Annotated in this window: 17 protein-coding genes; 1 reads left to right on the top strand and 16 read right to left on the bottom strand. The window is 25.7% G+C overall.

Going from position 1 to position 18,365, the window contains the following annotated elements:
* Positions 1-178: 178 nt before the first annotated feature.
* The 8 genes from pheT to ydiK form a co-directional block, all read right to left on the bottom strand.
* The gene (pheT, locus tag BBP_RS00635) at positions 179-2,587 is read right to left on the bottom strand and encodes a phenylalanine--tRNA ligase subunit beta (RefSeq protein WP_011091259.1); all 2,409 of its coding nucleotides are present in this window, start codon (positions 2,585-2,587) and stop codon (positions 179-181) included.
* Between the two features lie 14 nt (positions 2,588-2,601).
* A complete protein-coding gene (gene pheS, locus BBP_RS00630) occupies positions 2,602-3,588 on the bottom strand; it encodes a phenylalanine--tRNA ligase subunit alpha (RefSeq protein WP_011091258.1) in 987 nt (328 codons plus the stop codon).
* A gap of 172 nt (positions 3,589-3,760) precedes the next feature.
* Positions 3,761-4,141: a 50S ribosomal protein L20 gene (gene rplT, locus BBP_RS00625; protein ID WP_011091257.1), complete on the bottom strand. Its 381-nt coding sequence runs from the start codon at positions 4,139-4,141 to the stop codon at positions 3,761-3,763.
* A 42-nt stretch (positions 4,142-4,183) separates the two neighbouring features.
* Positions 4,184-4,381 (bottom strand): 50S ribosomal protein L35, encoded by a 198-nt coding sequence (gene rpmI, locus BBP_RS00620; protein ID WP_011091256.1) that lies wholly within the window; start codon positions 4,379-4,381, stop codon positions 4,184-4,186.
* A gap of 45 nt (positions 4,382-4,426) precedes the next feature.
* On the bottom strand, positions 4,427-4,972 hold the full coding sequence (infC, locus tag BBP_RS00615) for a translation initiation factor IF-3 (RefSeq protein WP_011091255.1): 546 nt from the start codon (positions 4,970-4,972) through the stop codon (positions 4,427-4,429).
* 3 nt (positions 4,973-4,975) lie between these two features.
* Positions 4,976-6,907, bottom strand: coding sequence for a threonine--tRNA ligase (thrS, locus tag BBP_RS00610; RefSeq protein WP_011091254.1), 1,932 nt, complete (start codon positions 6,905-6,907; stop codon positions 4,976-4,978).
* A gap of 175 nt (positions 6,908-7,082) precedes the next feature.
* A complete protein-coding gene (locus BBP_RS00605) occupies positions 7,083-8,129 on the bottom strand; it encodes a 3-deoxy-7-phosphoheptulonate synthase (RefSeq protein WP_011091253.1) in 1,047 nt (348 codons plus the stop codon).
* 535 nt (positions 8,130-8,664) lie between these two features.
* Positions 8,665-9,771 carry an AI-2E family transporter YdiK gene (gene ydiK, locus BBP_RS00595; protein ID WP_011091252.1) on the bottom strand — a complete coding sequence of 369 codons (1,107 nt, stop codon included), beginning with the start codon at positions 9,769-9,771 and terminating at the stop codon, positions 8,665-8,667.
* A 481-nt stretch (positions 9,772-10,252) separates the two neighbouring features.
* On the opposite strand from ydiK, the gene BBP_RS00590 reads away from it, so the two are divergent.
* Positions 10,253-10,639 carry an iron-sulfur cluster assembly accessory protein gene (locus tag BBP_RS00590; protein WP_011091251.1) on the top strand — a complete coding sequence of 129 codons (387 nt, stop codon included), beginning with the start codon at positions 10,253-10,255 and terminating at the stop codon, positions 10,637-10,639.
* Positions 10,640-10,705: 66 nt separating this feature from the next.
* Here the strand turns inward: BBP_RS00590 and tyrS are convergent, their stop codons facing one another.
* The 8 genes from tyrS to rsxA all read right to left on the bottom strand — a co-directional run bounded on the left by tyrS (position 10,706) and on the right by rsxA (position 18,100).
* Positions 10,706-11,980 (bottom strand): tyrosine--tRNA ligase, encoded by a 1,275-nt coding sequence (tyrS, locus tag BBP_RS00585; RefSeq protein ID WP_011091250.1) that lies wholly within the window; start codon positions 11,978-11,980, stop codon positions 10,706-10,708.
* A gap of 288 nt (positions 11,981-12,268) precedes the next feature.
* Complete coding sequence (gene nth / locus BBP_RS00580; protein ID WP_044010600.1) at positions 12,269-12,901, bottom strand: endonuclease III; 633 nt, start codon at positions 12,899-12,901, stop codon at positions 12,269-12,271.
* The gene (locus tag BBP_RS00575) at positions 12,879-13,604 is read right to left on the bottom strand and encodes an electron transport complex subunit E (RefSeq protein WP_011091248.1); all 726 of its coding nucleotides are present in this window, start codon (positions 13,602-13,604) and stop codon (positions 12,879-12,881) included. Before BBP_RS00575 ends, nth begins: the two co-directional genes overlap by 23 nt.
* Positions 13,597-14,247: an electron transport complex subunit RsxG gene (gene rsxG, locus BBP_RS00570; RefSeq protein ID WP_011091247.1), complete on the bottom strand. Its 651-nt coding sequence runs from the start codon at positions 14,245-14,247 to the stop codon at positions 13,597-13,599. Before rsxG ends, BBP_RS00575 begins: the two co-directional genes overlap by 8 nt.
* A complete protein-coding gene (locus BBP_RS00565; protein ID WP_011091246.1) occupies positions 14,231-15,295 on the bottom strand; it encodes an RnfABCDGE type electron transport complex subunit D in 1,065 nt (354 codons plus the stop codon). The genes rsxG and BBP_RS00565 overlap by 17 nt, the downstream gene beginning before the upstream one ends.
* 167 nt (positions 15,296-15,462) lie before the next feature.
* Entirely contained in the window at positions 15,463-16,905 is a 1,443-nt protein-coding gene (rsxC, locus tag BBP_RS00560; protein ID WP_187145695.1) for an electron transport complex subunit RsxC, read from the bottom strand.
* A 92-nt stretch (positions 16,906-16,997) separates the two neighbouring features.
* A complete protein-coding gene (locus BBP_RS00555; protein WP_011091244.1) occupies positions 16,998-17,507 on the bottom strand; it encodes an RnfABCDGE type electron transport complex subunit B in 510 nt (169 codons plus the stop codon).
* A gap of 11 nt (positions 17,508-17,518) precedes the next feature.
* Positions 17,519-18,100, bottom strand: coding sequence for an electron transport complex subunit RsxA (gene rsxA, locus BBP_RS00550; protein ID WP_148140864.1), 582 nt, complete (start codon positions 18,098-18,100; stop codon positions 17,519-17,521).
* Positions 18,101-18,365: the final 265 nt, after the last annotated feature.

Here is an 18,365-nt window from a genome sequence, read left to right as displayed (position 1 = left end):
TTCTATGTTTTTTTAAACATTTTCTTAAATACTACATTGAATATTAAAATTATACTCAAGACGATAACTCCGATATTAAAACTACGTTTTATTCTTAGTACCAATAATTAAAATAAACAAATATAAATATAAAAAATTTATATAAAAAAACAGCCATATTTTAATATAAACCTTTTTGTTAAAATAAAAAATTTCGATCCCTCAATATCGCATTAAATTTTTCTTGCAAAATTCGTATACATTCATTTAAACAATTTGAAATTATTTCCTCTGACAACGTTCTTTTACTACTTCCAAATATAAATCTCAATGATAAACTTTTCTTGTTTAATCCTACATTTTTTCCATAAAAAACATCAAATAATTTAACTTCAACAATTTTATCTAAAAAAACGTTTTTACTAACTTTAAGAATTTCATCAGCTGCAATTGAATCATTAACAATAATAGAAATGTCTCTTGAACATCTTGGATATAAAGATACATCTCGAATTCTATAATCATTACTTTGAGCAATTTTTTTCCATATTAATTCAAATACAATAGTTTTATATTTTAAACCCATTTTTTTTGAAATATTAGAACTAATTACTCCAATAACACCAATCATTTCACGTTCAAAATAAATAGCTGCACTTTGTTTAGGACATAAATTTTGAAATAACATTTTTTTAAATGATACTTTATCTAATTTTCTTAATAAAGCCATAATTAATTCTATATCACCTTTTAAATCATAAAAACTAACTATCTTGTTAAACGATCTCCAATCCGTTTCATTCTTATAACCACTAATAACGCCAGCTAAGTACAAATCCTGTTTAACTCCTAAATATTCGTTGCCATCCTCTTCAAAACACAACCCACTTTCAAAAAAACGCATGACTTTCTCTTGTCTATTTTGATTATATAAAACACTAGACAACAAACCATTCCACAAAGATAATCTCATAGACGACATTTTACGAGAAATAGGATTTAATAAAAAAAATTGTTTCCTCTTAGGAAACAAATATTTTTGTATTTGAGAATCTACAAAACTATAAGTAATTACTTCATTATATCCTAAATCTACTAACAATAATTTTATTCTATTCAAAGACGTATATATATTATCATCGTGTACTAATTTATAATTAGTAACTAACGCGCAAGCAGGAATGTTATGATATCCAAAAACACGCACTAAATCACTAATTACATCTTCTTGAATTTGGATATCAAATCTCCAACTAGGAGGAATAACTAACCAACAATGTTTTTGTTTTTCAACTAAATACCCTAATTGTAATAAATATTTTACTACTAAAGTATCACTAATAATGTTATTAACATATCTATGAAGCGTTTTTTTTAACACAAATATTTTTTTTTGAATAACAGTAACTCTTGACGAATTTGCTAAAACAACATTACTAGCATTACCTCCACAAATTTTTAACACCAAATATGTTACATAATTTAATGCCTTATATTGAATATCTGAATCTACTCCTCTAGAGTAATATTCTGTAATTTTATTTTTAAATCCAAAATTAAAATGCGAATCATTATTTATATATTCTGGATTAAAAAGTGCACATCCTAAAAATATATTATGAGAACTCAACGACAATCTCGAATTATAAGAATTAGTATGATTTCCCAATACTAATATTTCTTTGTCATCAGAAAGTAATATAGTACGCTTATCAATAGGCACTCTTTGTGAACAACTATCAAAAAACTGTTCATTATCTCGGGCAGTTCTGATAATTATATTCTGAACAATTCCATGAATATTAAATGAAAAAATTGGTTGTCCTAACTCTATCAATACATAATTAATAATATCTACCAAAACATTTTCTGAACTAATAGAAGATCTTCTAAGTCTTTCTAATATCCAAAGAGGAGTTTGCCTATTTAAATTAACGCTTTGGATAGTACGTCCAATAAAATTTAAACAAACATCAGGTATATTAATTAAAATTCTAAATTTTTCATGGTTAGTAATATTAATATGATATTCTTTTAATGTAGGTAAACATAAATTATTTAATGCTGACATATCTCTTGCTATACCTAAAATACTCATTCCATCGGCACGGTTTGGAGCGCTACTAACTTTAATAATACGATCATCATCAAACCACAAAAATTTACTAATGTCAGTTCCAACAGGAACTTCAGAACATATTTCAACTATTTTATTTTTAATATTTAGAATACCTAAATCTTTAAATGAACATACCATACCTTCTGAAATCTTTTCTTTAAATCGTAACATACTAATTAATCTATTATTAAATAATTTAGAATCTTGAGTAGCTATAGCTATTTTTGTTCCACGTGAAAATTCTATGTCATTAGAAGATATACTAAAAATCATTTTTTTTTCTGAAAGTTTTACTCTTAAAAAAACTATATTATGCATAGTGTTTACATATAAACGTTCAACAACTTCTCCTACAATTACTCGTTCAAAATTTTTTGATATTTTAGCAATTGCTTCAACTTCTATACCAGATTTAGTCATTTGTTCATAAAAAACATTGCTAATAGAAAAACCTAACCAATCTAATAACCATTTTTCACTAAATTCCATGATTAGTACTCATCTTATTTAAACTGTGTAAGAAATTTTAAATTATTTTCATAAAAAACTCGAATATCAGATATTCCATAACGTAGCATAGTAATTCTTTCTACTCCTATCCCAAAAGCACAACCAGAATACATTTTAGGATTTATATTAGCATTAGACAACACTTTAGGGTGAATCATACCACAACCTAAAACCTCTAACCATTTTTTATTATTTCCTAATATATCTACTTCTGCTGACAATACTGTAAAAGGAAAATACGACGATTTAAACCTAATTTTTACTGTTTTATTAAAAAAAAATTTTAAAAACATTTCAATAATCCATTTTAAATGAAAAAAATTAACATCATGATCTACTATTAGTCCTTCAACTTGATGAAACATTGGAGTATGAGTAGCATCATAATCGTTTCGATATACCTTACCTGGAACTATAATTTTAATAGGAGGAGTTTCATTTTTCATAGTTCTAATTTGCATATTTGAAGTTTGAGTTCGAAGTAAACGATTAGCATCAAACCAAAAAGTATCGTGATCCGCTCTAGCTGGATGATATTTAGGAATGTTTAAAAGATCAAAATTGTGATAATCATCATCTATCTCAAACCCTGTTATAACTGAAAACCCTAATTTTAAAAAAAAATTTTCTATACTACTAATAACATACGTAATAGGATGTATTGTTCCAATATCATTTTTACGACTAATTAATGATACATCAAAATTTTTTTCTTTTTTATTAAGAGACGATACTGCAATCATGTCCAGAATTTTTTTATGTAAATCTAATTCAATATTCAAATCTGATTTAAATTTGTTAATAATTGACCCATATATTTTTTTTTTATCTAATGATAAAGAAAACAATTTTTGCATTTTTGAAGCTAAATAGCCCTTTTTTCCTAAATATTTAATTCGTAATGTCTTTAATTCCTCAACAGTAGTAGTTCGTTGAATTTCTTTTTTAATTTTTTTAATAGATTTTAGCGCATCACACATTGTTAATATTCTCTTATAAAATTCACAATATATTATTGTTTATTATTAAATTATTTAAAATTATTATTTATTATTAAATAATACTAATTATATTGAAAAAAGCCTCCAATATGGAGGCCTAAAAAAAAACTATTTATTTAAACTTTTACAAAATATATTCATACATAAAAATTTACAAATTTTTGTTAAGTTCAATGCTTGTTAAAGCATCCTTAGAACTTTTTATTAATGAACAAAAAGATACATTGTCAAAAATAGCAAGTTCTGAAAGCATTTTTCTATCTACAGCAATCGATGCTTTCTTTAAACCGTACATAAATTTGCTATAAGAAATTTGATTTTCACGTACTGCCGCATTAATTCGCGTTATCCATAATTTTCGAAAATAACGTTTACGTTGACGACGATCTCTATAAGAATATTGTCCTGCTTTAATAATCGCTTGACGCGCTGTCCTATATGTGCGAGATCGAGCACCATAATAACCCTTAGCTTGTTTTAATACTTTTTTATGGCGAGCTCTAGCAATTACTCCTCTTTTAACATGAGCCATAATGTTTCTCTCTTTTTTCGTACGAAATTTTAAAAACTAAACTCATAAATACGGCAAAAATAAACGAACTTTTTGAATATCTTTTTTAGAAATCATTACTTTTGAACGTAAATGACGCTTATAATGAGTATTCTTCTTTGTTAAAATATGTCTTAAATGTGCTTGTTTTCGTTTAAATTTACCAGATTCGGTTTTTTTAAAACGCTTAGCTGCACTACGCAATGTTTTAATTTTAGGCATCTTCAAATTCCAATAGGAAATAAATTTAATTACTGCAATTACGTTTTACTTCTTTTTAGATGTTAAAATCATAATCATCTGACGTCCTTCTACTCTAGAAGGAAATACTTCTACTACTGCCAGCTCAATTAAATCACTTTTAATACGATTTAAAACATCAATCCCTAATTTTTGATGTACCATTTCACGTCCACGAAAACGTAAAGTAACTTTAACTTTATCTCCTTCTTCTAAAAATCGTACTAAATTGCGTAGTTTAACTTTATAATCTCCTTCATCAGTATTTGGTCTAAATTTAATTTCTTTAATATTTCTAACCTTTTGTTTTTTTCTTTGTTCTTTTATAGATTTGCTTTTTTCATACAAAAACTTGCCATAATTCATAATACGACATACTGGAGGTTCAGAATTAGGACTAATTTCTACTAAATCCATACCTACTTCTTCTGCTTTATATAAAGCACTTTTTAAAGTAACAATACCAATCTGACGACCATTAACATCAGTAAGACGTACTTTTTCTGCACCAATTTCATGATTTATCTTATTTGGTTTTGTTATTATTTGTATTTTTTTTTTTCCACCTTTAATACTTTATTCCTCCATTAGACTACAACTATAACTATTAATTTCTTTACATAGCTTTGAAATAAAAAATTGAACATCTATGCAGTAAAAATTCTTCCCAGACCTAGTTCTAAGTGTTATCGTGTTATTTTTTACCTCTTTATCACCACAAATAATTATATAAGGAATTTTACGTGCAATATGTTCTCTAATTTTATAACTAATAGTTTCATTTCTTGAATCTATTTCTGAACGAATTCCCAAAGCATAAAATTCTTTATATAATAGTTTAATATATTGAAGATGATTACTATTAACATTAGCTAAAACTACTTGGATGGGAGCTAACCACGTTGGAAAGTTTCCTATGTACTCTTCTATCAAAATACCAATAAACCTTTCAATAGAACCTAATACCGCTCTATGAACTATAATTGGAACTTTACGTTCATTATTATGATCAATGTAAAATGCCTTTAAATTTATTGGTAAACAAAAATCTAATTGTATAGTAGCACACTGCCAAACACGTCCTAAAGAATCAAATAATGACAGTTCAATTTTTGGACCATAAAAAGCCCCTTCTCCATGCTGATACTCAAATTCTATCTTACTTTCGCGCAATGACGTAGCTAAATCATTTTCAGCTTTATCCCATATATTATCATTTCCAATTCTATTTTTAGGTCTTGTAGATAATCTAACTAGAATCTTCTTAAAACCAAATATCTTATATATCTCATACACCATTCGTATGCAGTTGCTAACCTCGCTACATATTTGATCCTCTCGGCAAAAAATATGTGCATCGTCTTGAGTAAAATTTCTAATCCGCATCAAACCATGCAATGCACCCGAAGGCTCATTACGATGACAACTACCAAATTCTGAAATACGAATTGGAAGATCACGATAAGAACGAACAACATGGTTAAAAATTTGTACATGCCCAGGGCAATTCATAGGTTTTATTCCATACTCAAAATTACTGGAACATACCATGAACATGGACTCTTTATAATTATCTAAATGACCACTATCTTTCCATATTTTTTTATTCATCATGACAGGAGTTTTAACTTCTTGATAATTATATTTTCTTAGTTTAACACGAATAAGTTTTTTTAATTCTTGAAAAACAATCCATCCATTTCTATGCCAAAAAATCATTCCTGGTAAATCTTCCTGAATATGATATAAATCTAATATTTTAGAAATTTTTCTATGATCTCTTGAATCCAATTTTTTAACGTTATCTAAATGTTTTTCTAATTGAATTCGCGTAATCCATGAAGTGCCATATATGCGTTGTAATACTTTATTTTCTCTTTTTCCCTTCCAATATACACCAGAAAACTTTTGTAATCTAAAATTACGACACAAAAATATATTTGGAACAGAAATCTTTTTTTGAATATCTATATACTCTTCATGAAAACACAAAGATACAACTTGATTAGAAAAATTAACTAACCTATCTAATAAAAACAATTTGTAAGTCTCATTCCTATTTTTAAAAATAGTACTAGCTTTTTTTAAAGAAAACGTTTTTGTATATATCTTATATTTTTTATTAATCATTTGTCGCATACATGCTTCTAACAAATGTAAACTTGTTTCATTAAATGAAAAATCTACTTCTATGTCACAAAAAAAACCATTCTCTAAAACATCACTTTCTCCAATTTTCGAACTAGGCCACAATTTTTTAACTGCTTTCCCTAATAAACATATACAAGAATAACGTATAATATCCAAAGTAGACTGATCCGTTTTATATACAAATTTCACAATAGAATCATTAGTTACAATAGCATTTCGATCTACGCTAATTCCATTAACACATCCAAACATAAAATCTTGAACTGAATTAGGAGAAACATCTTTCAAAATATCTAATACTGAAATAGAACCCGGATATACCCGACAAGTACCATCAATAAACTTAATAGTAGGCATTATTGATCCTTAATTACTAATTTTTACATTATTATAGATCTTTTCTAAAAATAATATTTTAGAGCAAGTAATAATATTTTCGATAAACTAATTTTGAAATATTACTTTACTTTCTTATATACTAATAATCTACAAAACAGATACCAGTTACTCTAACTGGTATCTATAAAAAAAATTAAAATCTACTATCAACAGCATTTGCCAACTTTTCAAGTAAAAATGCACTATCATTCCAACCCAAACAAGGATCAGTAATAGATTTTCCATATACTAAAGATTTATTGTCAATAACTTTTTGAGAACCTTCTTCTAAAAAACTTTCAATCATAACACCAAAAATAGCTGTTGATCCATCTCTTATCTGCTTAGCAATAGATTCACCCACATCTAATTGACGACGATGTTGTTTTAAACAATTTCCATGACTAAAGTCTATCATCAAATACTCTGAAAGAGTAAATTCGTGTAAGTATTTTATTGCAATAGCAATATCTTTAGCATGATAATTTGGAGATTTTCCACCGCGCATAATAACATGACCGAAGGGATTTCCACTGGTATAATTAATAGTCATTTGACCATATTTGTTAGGCGCTAAAAATAAATGTTCTACACTAGCAGCACGAATAGCATCTACAGCAATTCTTATATTACCATCCGTACCATTTTTAAAACCTACAGGACAAGATAATGCTGATGCCATTTCACGATGAATTTGACTTTCAGTAGTACGCGCACCAATAGCGCCCCAACTAATGAGATCAGCAATAAATTGTCCTATTACCATGTCTAAAAATTCAGTCGCAGCTGGAACTCCTAACTTATTAATGTCCAACAATAATTTTCTAGCTATCGATAAACCATTATTTACGTGAAAGCTACCATTAAGGTCAGGATCTGAAATTAGCCCCTTCCAACCTATTACTGTACGAGGTTTTTCAAAATAAGTTCGCATAACAATTTCAAGACGCGATTCATATTTCTTACGCAATACTTGTAATCTTCCAGCATATTCTACTGCAGCAACAGGATCATGTACTGAACAAGGTCCTATAATGACAAGTAAACGAGGATCTAATCCCGTCATAATATTAGCAATATTTTTTCTCGTTGAAATAACAGTATCCATAATTGAAGGAGTTATAACATGACGTTGTGCTAATTCAGCTGGAGTAACTAACGGGTCAATGCGTATTGTTCGCAATTCATCTGTTTTTTTCATATTATTCACTAAATAAAAATCTCTGTTTTAAGAAAAATAAATGAAAATCTATCACTCTATATAGTTATAAATAAATTTTTAATATTCAAAAAAAAAATGCACAAACTCATTCTAATGAAATTTAGAATCAAAAATTAGAATAAAACTCTAGATACAACTAATAATACATTATCTTTTAAAATTACGCACAAATATAAAATTTATATATAATGTTGTCTTGAAAATTGATATTTAAATATAAATATATTTTAGTTCTAAAGTAAATATTATTTAAAATTAATCTAAAAATAATTAGACAACTTTTAAAATATAAAATGTATTAATATATATACGTAACTAAATGTTGATTTTAAAAAAAAACAAACATTCAAAACTTTCATTTAAACCGTATAAATATCAATTTTCCGTTAAATCTATTATTTACAATACAAATATAAAAATTAATAAAATTATATTTTTATTACTACTTTTAATTTTCATACAAAAATATATTCATAAACAACTTAATAAATTAAGACTGTATTAACGCTTTTTATTAATTTTTTTTTTTAAATAACAATTGTTGCACCGATTTTTTAGATAATGAATTAGGAGCTGGAATTTCATCCATCCAGGAAGAAATAAGACGATATGAAATAATTAATACTACTGGTCCAATAAATAATCCAATCATTCCAAATGCGATTAAACCTCCAATTACACCTGACAAAATTAATACTGTCGGTAAATCTACACCAATACGTATCAAAATTGGGCGTAATATATGATCTAAAATACATACTACACAACTCCAAATTAATAACACAGTACCCCATGTAGTTTTACCATTCCAATATAGCCATATTATAGCAGGAATTAATACAGGTAACGGGCCTAATTGAACTAGACAAAAAATAATTATCAACATCATTAATAAAGAAGAATACGGTATTCCAGAAATAGCTAATCCTATACCACTTAATATACCTTGTACTAAAGCTGTTACTACAACCCCTAAAGCTACTGCTCTAATAGCTTGACCAGCTAATAAAACTACTGAATCACCTGATTTTGAACCTAATCGAATAGCAAAATGCCGAATAACACTTTGAACTTTTTCTCCATTCCAATATAATAATGCACTAAAAATCAACATAAATATTAAATGCAATATAAATCTACCAAAATGCCCAGCTTGAATTACAAAAAATTCAGTAGTTTTTCCCATATACGGTTGTACTTTGGTAATTAATTCAGCTCCACCTTCATTTAATAACTTTTGATAACTAGAAAATAATTTTATACCAATAATAGGAATATCCTGAAGCCATTCCAAACTTGGAAACCTAAATTTATCTGAACTTAACCAACTAATTACTGAAGTACTATTATCTATTAAACTATTTACTAAACATACTATAGGAATTATAAAAACTAACAACAAAGAAAAAGTCATCATAACTACAGCACAAGCACGATTTCCCCACAGCAATATCTGTAATTTTAAAAAAATTGGCCAAGTTGCTACTACCACCATACTAGCCCATGCAAATCCTAAAAAAAATGGACGCATAATCCATAAACTTGAAATAATCATAATAAAAATAAAAACTAAAGAAAAAATAACCTGAGGTAAATCCATACCTTCTCTCGGATTTTGCATACGAATATTATACCTTTTTTATAGTTTCTTCCATTGTATTATATTACATATACACAACCATATATAATCTAATAATCAATCAAAGATACAATTTAAATATAGGAATAAACATCGAATTATATATTTTATTATATAAAATCCAAAAAACACTGAAAATAAAATATAAATCGTTAATTTCAAAAAACAATCTTTAAAATCTCATTTAAAATTGTATAATACAATTATATTTATATATCTTAATCAAATAAAAATGTTATTAACATATAAAATATTTAATTTTACTTAATCATACATTTAAAATAATGTTTACATAAAAAAATAAATATGTATATAAAACGTAAAATAAAATGTTTCAATAAATAATTATACCTTATTTATATAACATAATACGATTTTTAATTAAATTTTGTAACATAAAATTTTATTTTAATTTTTTAAAATTAATAATATTAAACTAACAACACTACTTTTAGGAATTAAAATGACTCACAAAAATTCCTGTATCACATTAATTTCACCCCAAAATAATAAAATAAAAAATACACAAGGTATCAAAATAACTTCTTCAGCCAAAAAACAAATTTTGTTTTTAACAAAAAAAAATAAAAAAAAAATAAAATTAAGACTTAAAAAAACAGGATGCGCAGGATTTAAATACTGTATGGAAGAAGTTGTAGATACGTCTACCAATTTATCGGAAATTATTTTCTATGCTAATGACGTTTCAATAATTGTTAACACTAACGAATTACACATGCTGGATGGCGTAAAAATAGATTTTGTAAAAGAAGGACTAAATTATTCTTTTAAATTTTCTCACACAAAAATTAAAAATTTTTGTGGATGCGGTAATAGTTTCGAATTCTAAATAAAAATATTTATTAAAATTTAATAACTTAACAAATAATACATTTCATCGGTTTACCAAAAAATTTTATTTTGTCCAACATAACAAACAAAAATTTTTTTTACCTCGCGATAACAAAGTGTACTTATGGTACATTTTATCGCGATTACACAAAATATAAAAGGGATTGTTCTGAATAATATTATTAATGCGAACAGAATTTGAAACAATCATACTTTTTGCATGAGACCGCGACAGTGCTAATCTTGAATATACTAATAACTGTTGAAGATTACCTGAATTATATAATTGAACAGATGGCATTCCATCCTGCTCCAATTGAAAAAAATCAGTTTCTTTCATTTCAGAAAATTTACCAGAAAAAAGACTGGATGTAATACGCTGAATAGCTCGAACCTCGTTCGAACCGTGTACTAAGTTAGTTAAATACTCAGCTAAAATTTTTTTAACAGAATTTAATTCTGTTGGTTTAGTTGTATCCTTTAAAGCTTTTATTTCAGACAAACTTAAAAAAGTAAACATCTTTAAAAAACTATATATATCCGAATCAGATATATTCATCCAATATTGATAAAATTTATAAGGACTAGTTTTCATTTTATCTAGCCAAATGGTATCTAATTCAGTTTTTCCAAACTTTCTACCATCTTTTTTCGTTAATAACGGAACAGTAATTCCATATGCACGTTTTTTATGCAAACGTCGAATTAAATCAATACCAGAAATAATATTTCCCCATTGATCTGATCCCCCAATCTGCAAAATCACATCTAATTGTTTATTCAAAAAATAAAAGTCATAAGCTTGTAATAAATTATAAGAAAATTCAGTAAATGAAATACCCTGGTCTAAACGTTTAATTCTTCTTTGAATAGCATCACGAACTATCATTTGATTAATAGAAAAATGTTTTCCAATATCCCTCAAAAACGTTAGAACATTGATATTTTTAAACCATTCATAATTATCTACAATTAAAGCATTATTTTTACCTACATTAAACTTTAAAAATAATGACAATTGCTTTGTAATTTTTTGTTTCCAAGTATGAACTAATTCAATCGAATTTAATTGTCTTTCTAACAATTTAAAACTAGGGTCACCAATTAAGCTTGTACCACCTCCCATTAATATGACCGGTCTATGACCTAAATTTTGAAATCTTCTTAAACATAATAATGGTAAAATATGGCCAACATGTAAGCTATCAGCAGTTATATCAAAGCCACAATATAAAGAAATCTTATTATGTAACAAAATATTTTTTAAATCTATTTCATTTGTAATTTGAGAAATTAAATTTCTATCTTGAAACTCTTGAATTAACGTATCAGTTAACATAAATTATCCTAAAACAAAAATTTTATAAATAATTATTATATTAATCAATCATTATTGATATACAATTAAAATCACAATTTATAAAACTAGCATATTTTTAAAAAAATTTCTATTTATAATTATGAACATAAAAATTATGATCATATTTTAACATTGTAATTAAAAAATATATTTTAATTATTTAAATTAAAACTAATAAAAAGATGATTTTTAAAAATTAATTTAAACACATACATATACGACAACACTTTTCATATTAATATAATGAATAATTAATATAATATCTTATTATATGTTTTTATCTTTAAATTCACACAAACTACTAATAATACATTTTGAACATTTTGGCACACGAGATGTACAAATATAACGACCATGCATAATAAACCAAGCATGGAAATTTAACTTAAATTTTTCTGGAACTATATTCAGTAGTTTTTTTTCTACTGTCAAAACTGTTGTTCCTTTTGCAAAACCAATACGATTACATAAACGAAAAACATGAGTATCTACTGCAATAGTTTTTTTTTTAAATATAACATTTAAAATAACATTCGCTGTTTTTCTACCTACTCCTGGCAAAGATTCTAAATCCTCTCTATTATTTGGTACTTTACCACCATATCTTTTTAATAAAATTTCACACGTCCGTAATATATTACTAGACTTTTTGTTATATAAACCTAATTTCCTTATATTTTCTCTAATAGCATGTAATCCTATTGAAATAAAACCAGAAGGTGTGTTTGCAATACCAAACAATCTTTGCGTTGTTTTGTTAACCATACGATCAGTAGTTTGTGCCGATAACATTACAGAAATTAATAATTCAAAATTAGAAGTAAATACCAAACCAGTTTTAAAGTTAATATAAATATTTGAAAACATTTTTAAAATTTTATAACGATTTTTGTGATTCAATTTTTTTATTTCCATCTTTATAAACTAAAACTTTATTTGAACATACACAAACATTTTTATGTTCTATAATACCCAAAACTTCATCTAAAAAATTTTTTCCTGCTAATACAATACCTAAAATCATAAAAGCTCCAGATGGAAATGCAAACAATAAAAATACTGAATTTTTATCTAGTACTTCAATATAAAGAAACCTAAAAGACTCACCTAATACATGTTCAATCCCAAAAAACAGCGTTCCGTGACCTATAATTTCACGAATTGATCCCAATAAAAACATTGTTAACGTAGAACCTAAACCTATACTCAATCCATCTAAAATAGAAACTAAAACAGAATTATGAACAGCAATTAAATCAGCACGATTACAAACAATGCAATTAGTAATAATTAACGGGATAAAAATTCCTAATGACTGATATAAATTAAATGCATAAGCTTTAATAACTAAATCAATAGAACTAACTACAGAGCTAATAATAATTATATAAATAGGAATACGAAAATCTTTTTGAATATTGTTCTTAATTAAAGAAATTGTTGCATTAGAGCAAATTAATACTAAAGTAGTTGCTAAACCTAAACCAATAGCATTAATAGCATTTACTGTAATTGCTAATACAGGACACAATCCTAACAATTGTACTAACGATGAATTTTTTTTCCATAATCCATCAACAAAAATTTTTAAAATATTACTCATAATTATCACATGATGTCAACTCAGAAAATTTAGATGATAACAACATTTTAACTAAAACGATTGTACGTTTAATAGAATTAACAACAGCTAATGGTGTGATCGTTGCTCCCGTAAATTGATCAATGTTTCCTCCATATTTTTTTAAAGATAAGTCACGCTCATCTAAAGAAAATATTTTTACACCCGAAAATTTTGTAATCCAATTTGAAATGTTAACATCAATTTTATCACCTAAACCAGGAGTCTCATTATGACTTAACACTCTAACTCCCAAAATTTTTCCATTTTTAATATCTAAAGATATAACCATTTTTATTATTCCTGAATATCCATCGGGAGCAATAGTTTCAAATATCACAGCAGTAATATCTTGTTTCTTTTTCGCTAACCACAAATAATGATTTTTTTTATCTCCTAATAACTTATTGTTTAAAATTAAACATGATCTTTGAATATCATTATCGTGTAAATTTGAAGGAACAATGTGATTAAATATAATATTTTTATATCTCTGTTCTTGATACTGAATCTTATTTTTAGTAATAACATATATAATAGAAACAAAACTAGCAGCTAAAAACCCAAAACTACCTAAAACCAGTGCAGAGCAAAAAATTTTTCTTTTATTATTTTTTTTTAACATATCCATATACACGAGGTTGAGTATAATGATCTATTAATGGTACTATAGAATTAGACAGTAATATAGAAAACGCTATTGCATCAGGATAATTTCCAAAACTACGGATTAACCAAATCAAAAATCCTACAATACAACCAAATACTATTCGTCCTATTTTAGTAATTGAAGTAGTTACAGGATCTGTAGCAATAAAAAACACAGAAAACATAGTACTTCCAAAAAAAAGTTGCATAATAGGATAATACATACTTTTTTTAAAAAAATAATAATCCAATGCGAAAAAAACATATAAACTAAACAATATACTAACCGGAATTCTCCAACAAATTACATTAAAACCAAGCAGTACTATACCCCCAATTAAAAAACTAATATTAATCGATATCCACTTCCAATTTTTAAAATAATAGTTATAATTTACAAATTCAAAAATATTATCAATTTTATTATTAAAATCCAAAACATGCGTTCTTATTTGTTCCAATGGAGTAGCTTGAGTAATAAACTTATACATCATTTGAAATTCATCAATAAGAGAATAATAATGATTTATATCAGTACAAAAAATAACAGAAAATGTATTATTTAAATCAAATAAATTAAAATATGAAGAATTTTGAAAAGACCAATTAGTCATTAAAATAGGAAATGATACTAACAATATTGAATATCCAGTCATAGCTGGATTAAAAATGTTATTACCTAATCCACCATAAATTTGTTTAGCAATCACTATAGAAAAAAACGCACCAAAAAATGACAACCACCACGGAGATAATGATGGTAAACTTATTCCTATTAAAACACCAGTAACTGCTGCAGAATTATCAGAAAACAAACTTTTAACTGTTTGCTTCCGTAACCTCTTAACTAAAAATTCAAATGAAACAGAAAAAAAAACAGACAGTAATATTTGAAACAAAACACCAAATCCAAAATAATAAATTTCTGTACATATTCCTGGAACAGCGGCACAAAATACTAATAACATTATTTCAGAAGTATTTTTATGATGATAAAAATCTAAAAAATGTCTCATATATTTCATGATACTTTCTTTTTATAAACTCTTATACTTAAATTTAAACAATTAACATTAAATATATTGTTAAAAAAAAATATATACCTCTTAGCATTTTTGTACTAAAAATTAATGCGCTTTGCCCCTATTTTTAATTCTTGACATTATATATAAGATATAAAATACAATATGATTTATACCTTAAAATTAAACTTATTAAGAGCAATGTATTGAGATACAATCGTATTTTTTTTTCTAGAATTTAGATTATTTAATCTTTGTTTACGTAATAAAAATAAATTTTTAAATTTCTTTATTTGATAATTTTTAAATTTCGCAATAGATATTTGTTTTTTTTCTCTCCTATAGTAACTCATTAACGGAATATCACTAGGACATACCTGTTCACAAATACCACATTCAATACAATCTTGAATATTATATATCTGAGTTTTTTCATGATTAGAATGTTTACTATACCAATACAACTGTTCTGGAAGTAAATTCATTGGACATGAATAAGAACAAGCAGCACAACGAATACAATTTTTCTCTTCAAAATTATTAAGTTCGTTATTTTGAATAGATACAAACATAATACAATTATTCGTTTTTAATACTGAAAAATTAAAATTTCTAATTAACAATCCTGTAATCGGGCCTCCTATATTTACTTTAAGTGTTTTCTCATTAAGTTTATAAATTTTCATCAAATGGCTAATAGGAGTTCCAATACGTACTAAAACATTTTTTGAAGGTAAAAATTTATCTCCATACAATGTAATTACTCTCTCAGTTAATGGCTCTCCATCTAATATTGCTTTTTTAATTGCAAAAACAGTTGCAACATTATACATTATTATACCTAAATCAATAGCATGTTTACCTTGTGGAATTTCTTTATTAAACAAAATTTGAATTAACTTTTTACTACTTCCAGAAGGATATTTATTTTTTACTTTGAGTAGTTCAAAATCTTTTAGATTAATAACACTTTTTTTTAAAACATTAAATGCAATTATTTTTTCTTCTGAAACAACAATAAGTATTTTTTTAATTTTTAAAATCCAAATTAAAATTTTGCACCCATCAATTATTTCCTTTGAAAAATTTTGAATTAAACAATCATCAGAAGTAACACAAGGTTCACTTTCAACAGCATTTACTACTAACGTATGTACTTTACCAACAGCACATTGTAATTTTTTAGAAGTACTAAAACCTGATCCACTTAATCCAAGTATACCCGAATGATAAATCAAATTAATTAGTTTTTTTGAACTAAACTGTGTATAATTACATATAGGTGTTCGACTAATCCACAAATCTCTTCCATCTGATTCAACTATTACAACAGCAAAAAATTGATCTAAAAAAAATATATAATTATTTATTACATCAATAATACGACCAGAAGTAGGTGAATGTATTGAAACTATATTACCACATCCTAACGTCAACGTTTGACCACGTAAGACTAAATCACCTTTTCGAACACATAATTTACCCCTATTTAATACCTCAGAATTTATCAAAACAAAAAATTTTTTAGGCAATGTTACCCTGCTAAGTTTTAATAATTCTTGACTGCTTTTTTTTAAAAAAAGTATATTATCTACTTGAAAAATAGAAATCACTTTTTTAAAAAAGCTTATATTTAAAAAAAATAATTTCTTTATATAAATTGATATATATTTAATAAATTTGTACATAATAATTATTATAAATGCTATTCATAGAACATTATTTTTTTTTTAATACAATTAGTTGGACACAAAGGTATACAAAGATTACATCCAGTACAAGAATCTATAAGTACTGTATGTCTAAAATTATAAGTTCCGACTACAGCGTCTACAGGACAAACTAATCTACATTTAGAACAACCAACACAATTGTTTTCATCTATTTCTACTATGCTATACGTAACGCTATCTTCTAAACTTTCTAAAAAATTACCTCTATGATCACTTTTATTAAGTAAGTTTTCTAACTTTAAAACTACTTCTTTACCTCCTGGAATACACTTATAAATATTTTCGTTACCATCAACAATAGCCTGAGAATACGCATAACACCCAGGATAACCACATTGCGCGCATTGCATTTGAGGTAATAATTCGTCAATATCATTAATCAAAGATAGATTCGATTTAACTTTACAAAAACAAGAAACAAGACTCACTATCACGCCTAATATAAAACTTAAAATGCTAAATATAATTATAGATATTATCATATAAAAAATAATTAAAATTTAATTAATCCATCAAATCCCATAAAAGCAATAGCTAATAAGCTAGCTGTAATTAATGCAATTGGATAACCTCGAAAATACATGGGTACATCAGATTCAGAAATACGTTCTCGTATACTAGAAAATATTACTAATACCAAAAAAAAACCCAAAGAAGAACTAAACCCATATAAAACCGATTCTATAAAATTAGAATTTAATTTAGTGTTCATTAAGGGTATTGCTAATACAGAACAATTAGTTGTTATTAATGGCAAATATATACCTAATAATCGATATAAAGTAGAACTTACTTTTTTCACTATAATTTCAAAAATCTGTACACTTACTGCTATTATCAACATATACGTCATCGTGCAAAGATGAATCAAATGAAAAGGGATTAAAATATAAAAATTGATTAACCATGAAATTATTGAAACAAAAACAATCACACATGTAGTTGCTAATCCCATTCCTATAGCTGAATCTATTGTTCTAGAAATTCCCATGAAAGGACACAATCCAAGAAATCTAACTAATATAAAATTATTAATAAGTATATTACTTACAAAAAGCAAAAAAAAATGCATCACCATTAAATCCAAATTTAAATATTTAAAAACAAGTTTAAAAACACATAGATTATATCTTTAAAATAAAGTTACATTTTAAAATCATAAAATTTTTCTATAGATACTTAAAAAAAACTATTTTAATTTTACACCTTAAAACTAATTTTTATTTATAATGATATACTAAAATCTAAGTAAACTAATATTAATTTATTACTAAAACAATATTTTATATACAAATTAAAAAATTTAAATCTTAAAATAAAAATTAAAACTCTATTCAAAA

Origin of the sequence: Buchnera aphidicola str. Bp (Baizongia pistaciae) (genome assembly GCF_000007725.1) — a bacterium.
GTDB lineage: Bacteria > Pseudomonadota > Gammaproteobacteria > Enterobacterales > Enterobacteriaceae > Buchnera_B > Buchnera_B aphidicola_H.
The sequence above is the reverse complement of the archived record's forward strand: the minus strand, read 5'-3'. Positions and strand labels throughout refer to the sequence as shown.

Coding starts and splice junctions, on each gene's coding strand:
- pheS (WP_011091258.1), bottom strand. CDS start 3,588: ATGTGTGATGCGCTAAAATCTATTAAAAAAATTAAAAAAGAAATTCAA.
- thrS (WP_011091254.1), bottom strand. CDS start 6,907: ATGCCTACTATTAAGTTTATTGATGGTACTTGTCGGGTATATCCGGGT.
- BBP_RS00590 (WP_011091251.1), top strand. CDS start 10,253: ATGACTCACAAAAATTCCTGTATCACATTAATTTCACCCCAAAATAAT.
- tyrS (WP_011091250.1), bottom strand. CDS start 11,980: ATGTTAACTGATACGTTAATTCAAGAGTTTCAAGATAGAAATTTAATT.
- BBP_RS00575 (WP_011091248.1), bottom strand. CDS start 13,604: ATGAGTAATATTTTAAAAATTTTTGTTGATGGATTATGGAAAAAAAAT.
- BBP_RS00565 (WP_011091246.1), bottom strand. CDS start 15,295: ATGAAATATATGAGACATTTTTTAGATTTTTATCATCATAAAAATACT.
- ydiK (WP_011091252.1), bottom strand. CDS start 9,771: ATGCAAAATCCGAGAGAAGGTATGGATTTACCTCAGGTTATTTTTTCT.
- rsxG (WP_011091247.1), bottom strand. CDS start 14,247: ATGTTAAAAAAAAATAATAAAAGAAAAATTTTTTGCTCTGCACTGGTT.
- rplT (WP_011091257.1), bottom strand. CDS start 4,141: ATGGCTCATGTTAAAAGAGGAGTAATTGCTAGAGCTCGCCATAAAAAA.
- BBP_RS00605 (WP_011091253.1), bottom strand. CDS start 8,129: ATGAAAAAAACAGATGAATTGCGAACAATACGCATTGACCCGTTAGTT.
- rpmI (WP_011091256.1), bottom strand. CDS start 4,381: ATGCCTAAAATTAAAACATTGCGTAGTGCAGCTAAGCGTTTTAAAAAA.
- BBP_RS00555 (WP_011091244.1), bottom strand. CDS start 17,507: ATGATAATATCTATAATTATATTTAGCATTTTAAGTTTTATATTAGGC.
- pheT (WP_011091259.1), bottom strand. CDS start 2,587: ATGGAATTTAGTGAAAAATGGTTATTAGATTGGTTAGGTTTTTCTATT.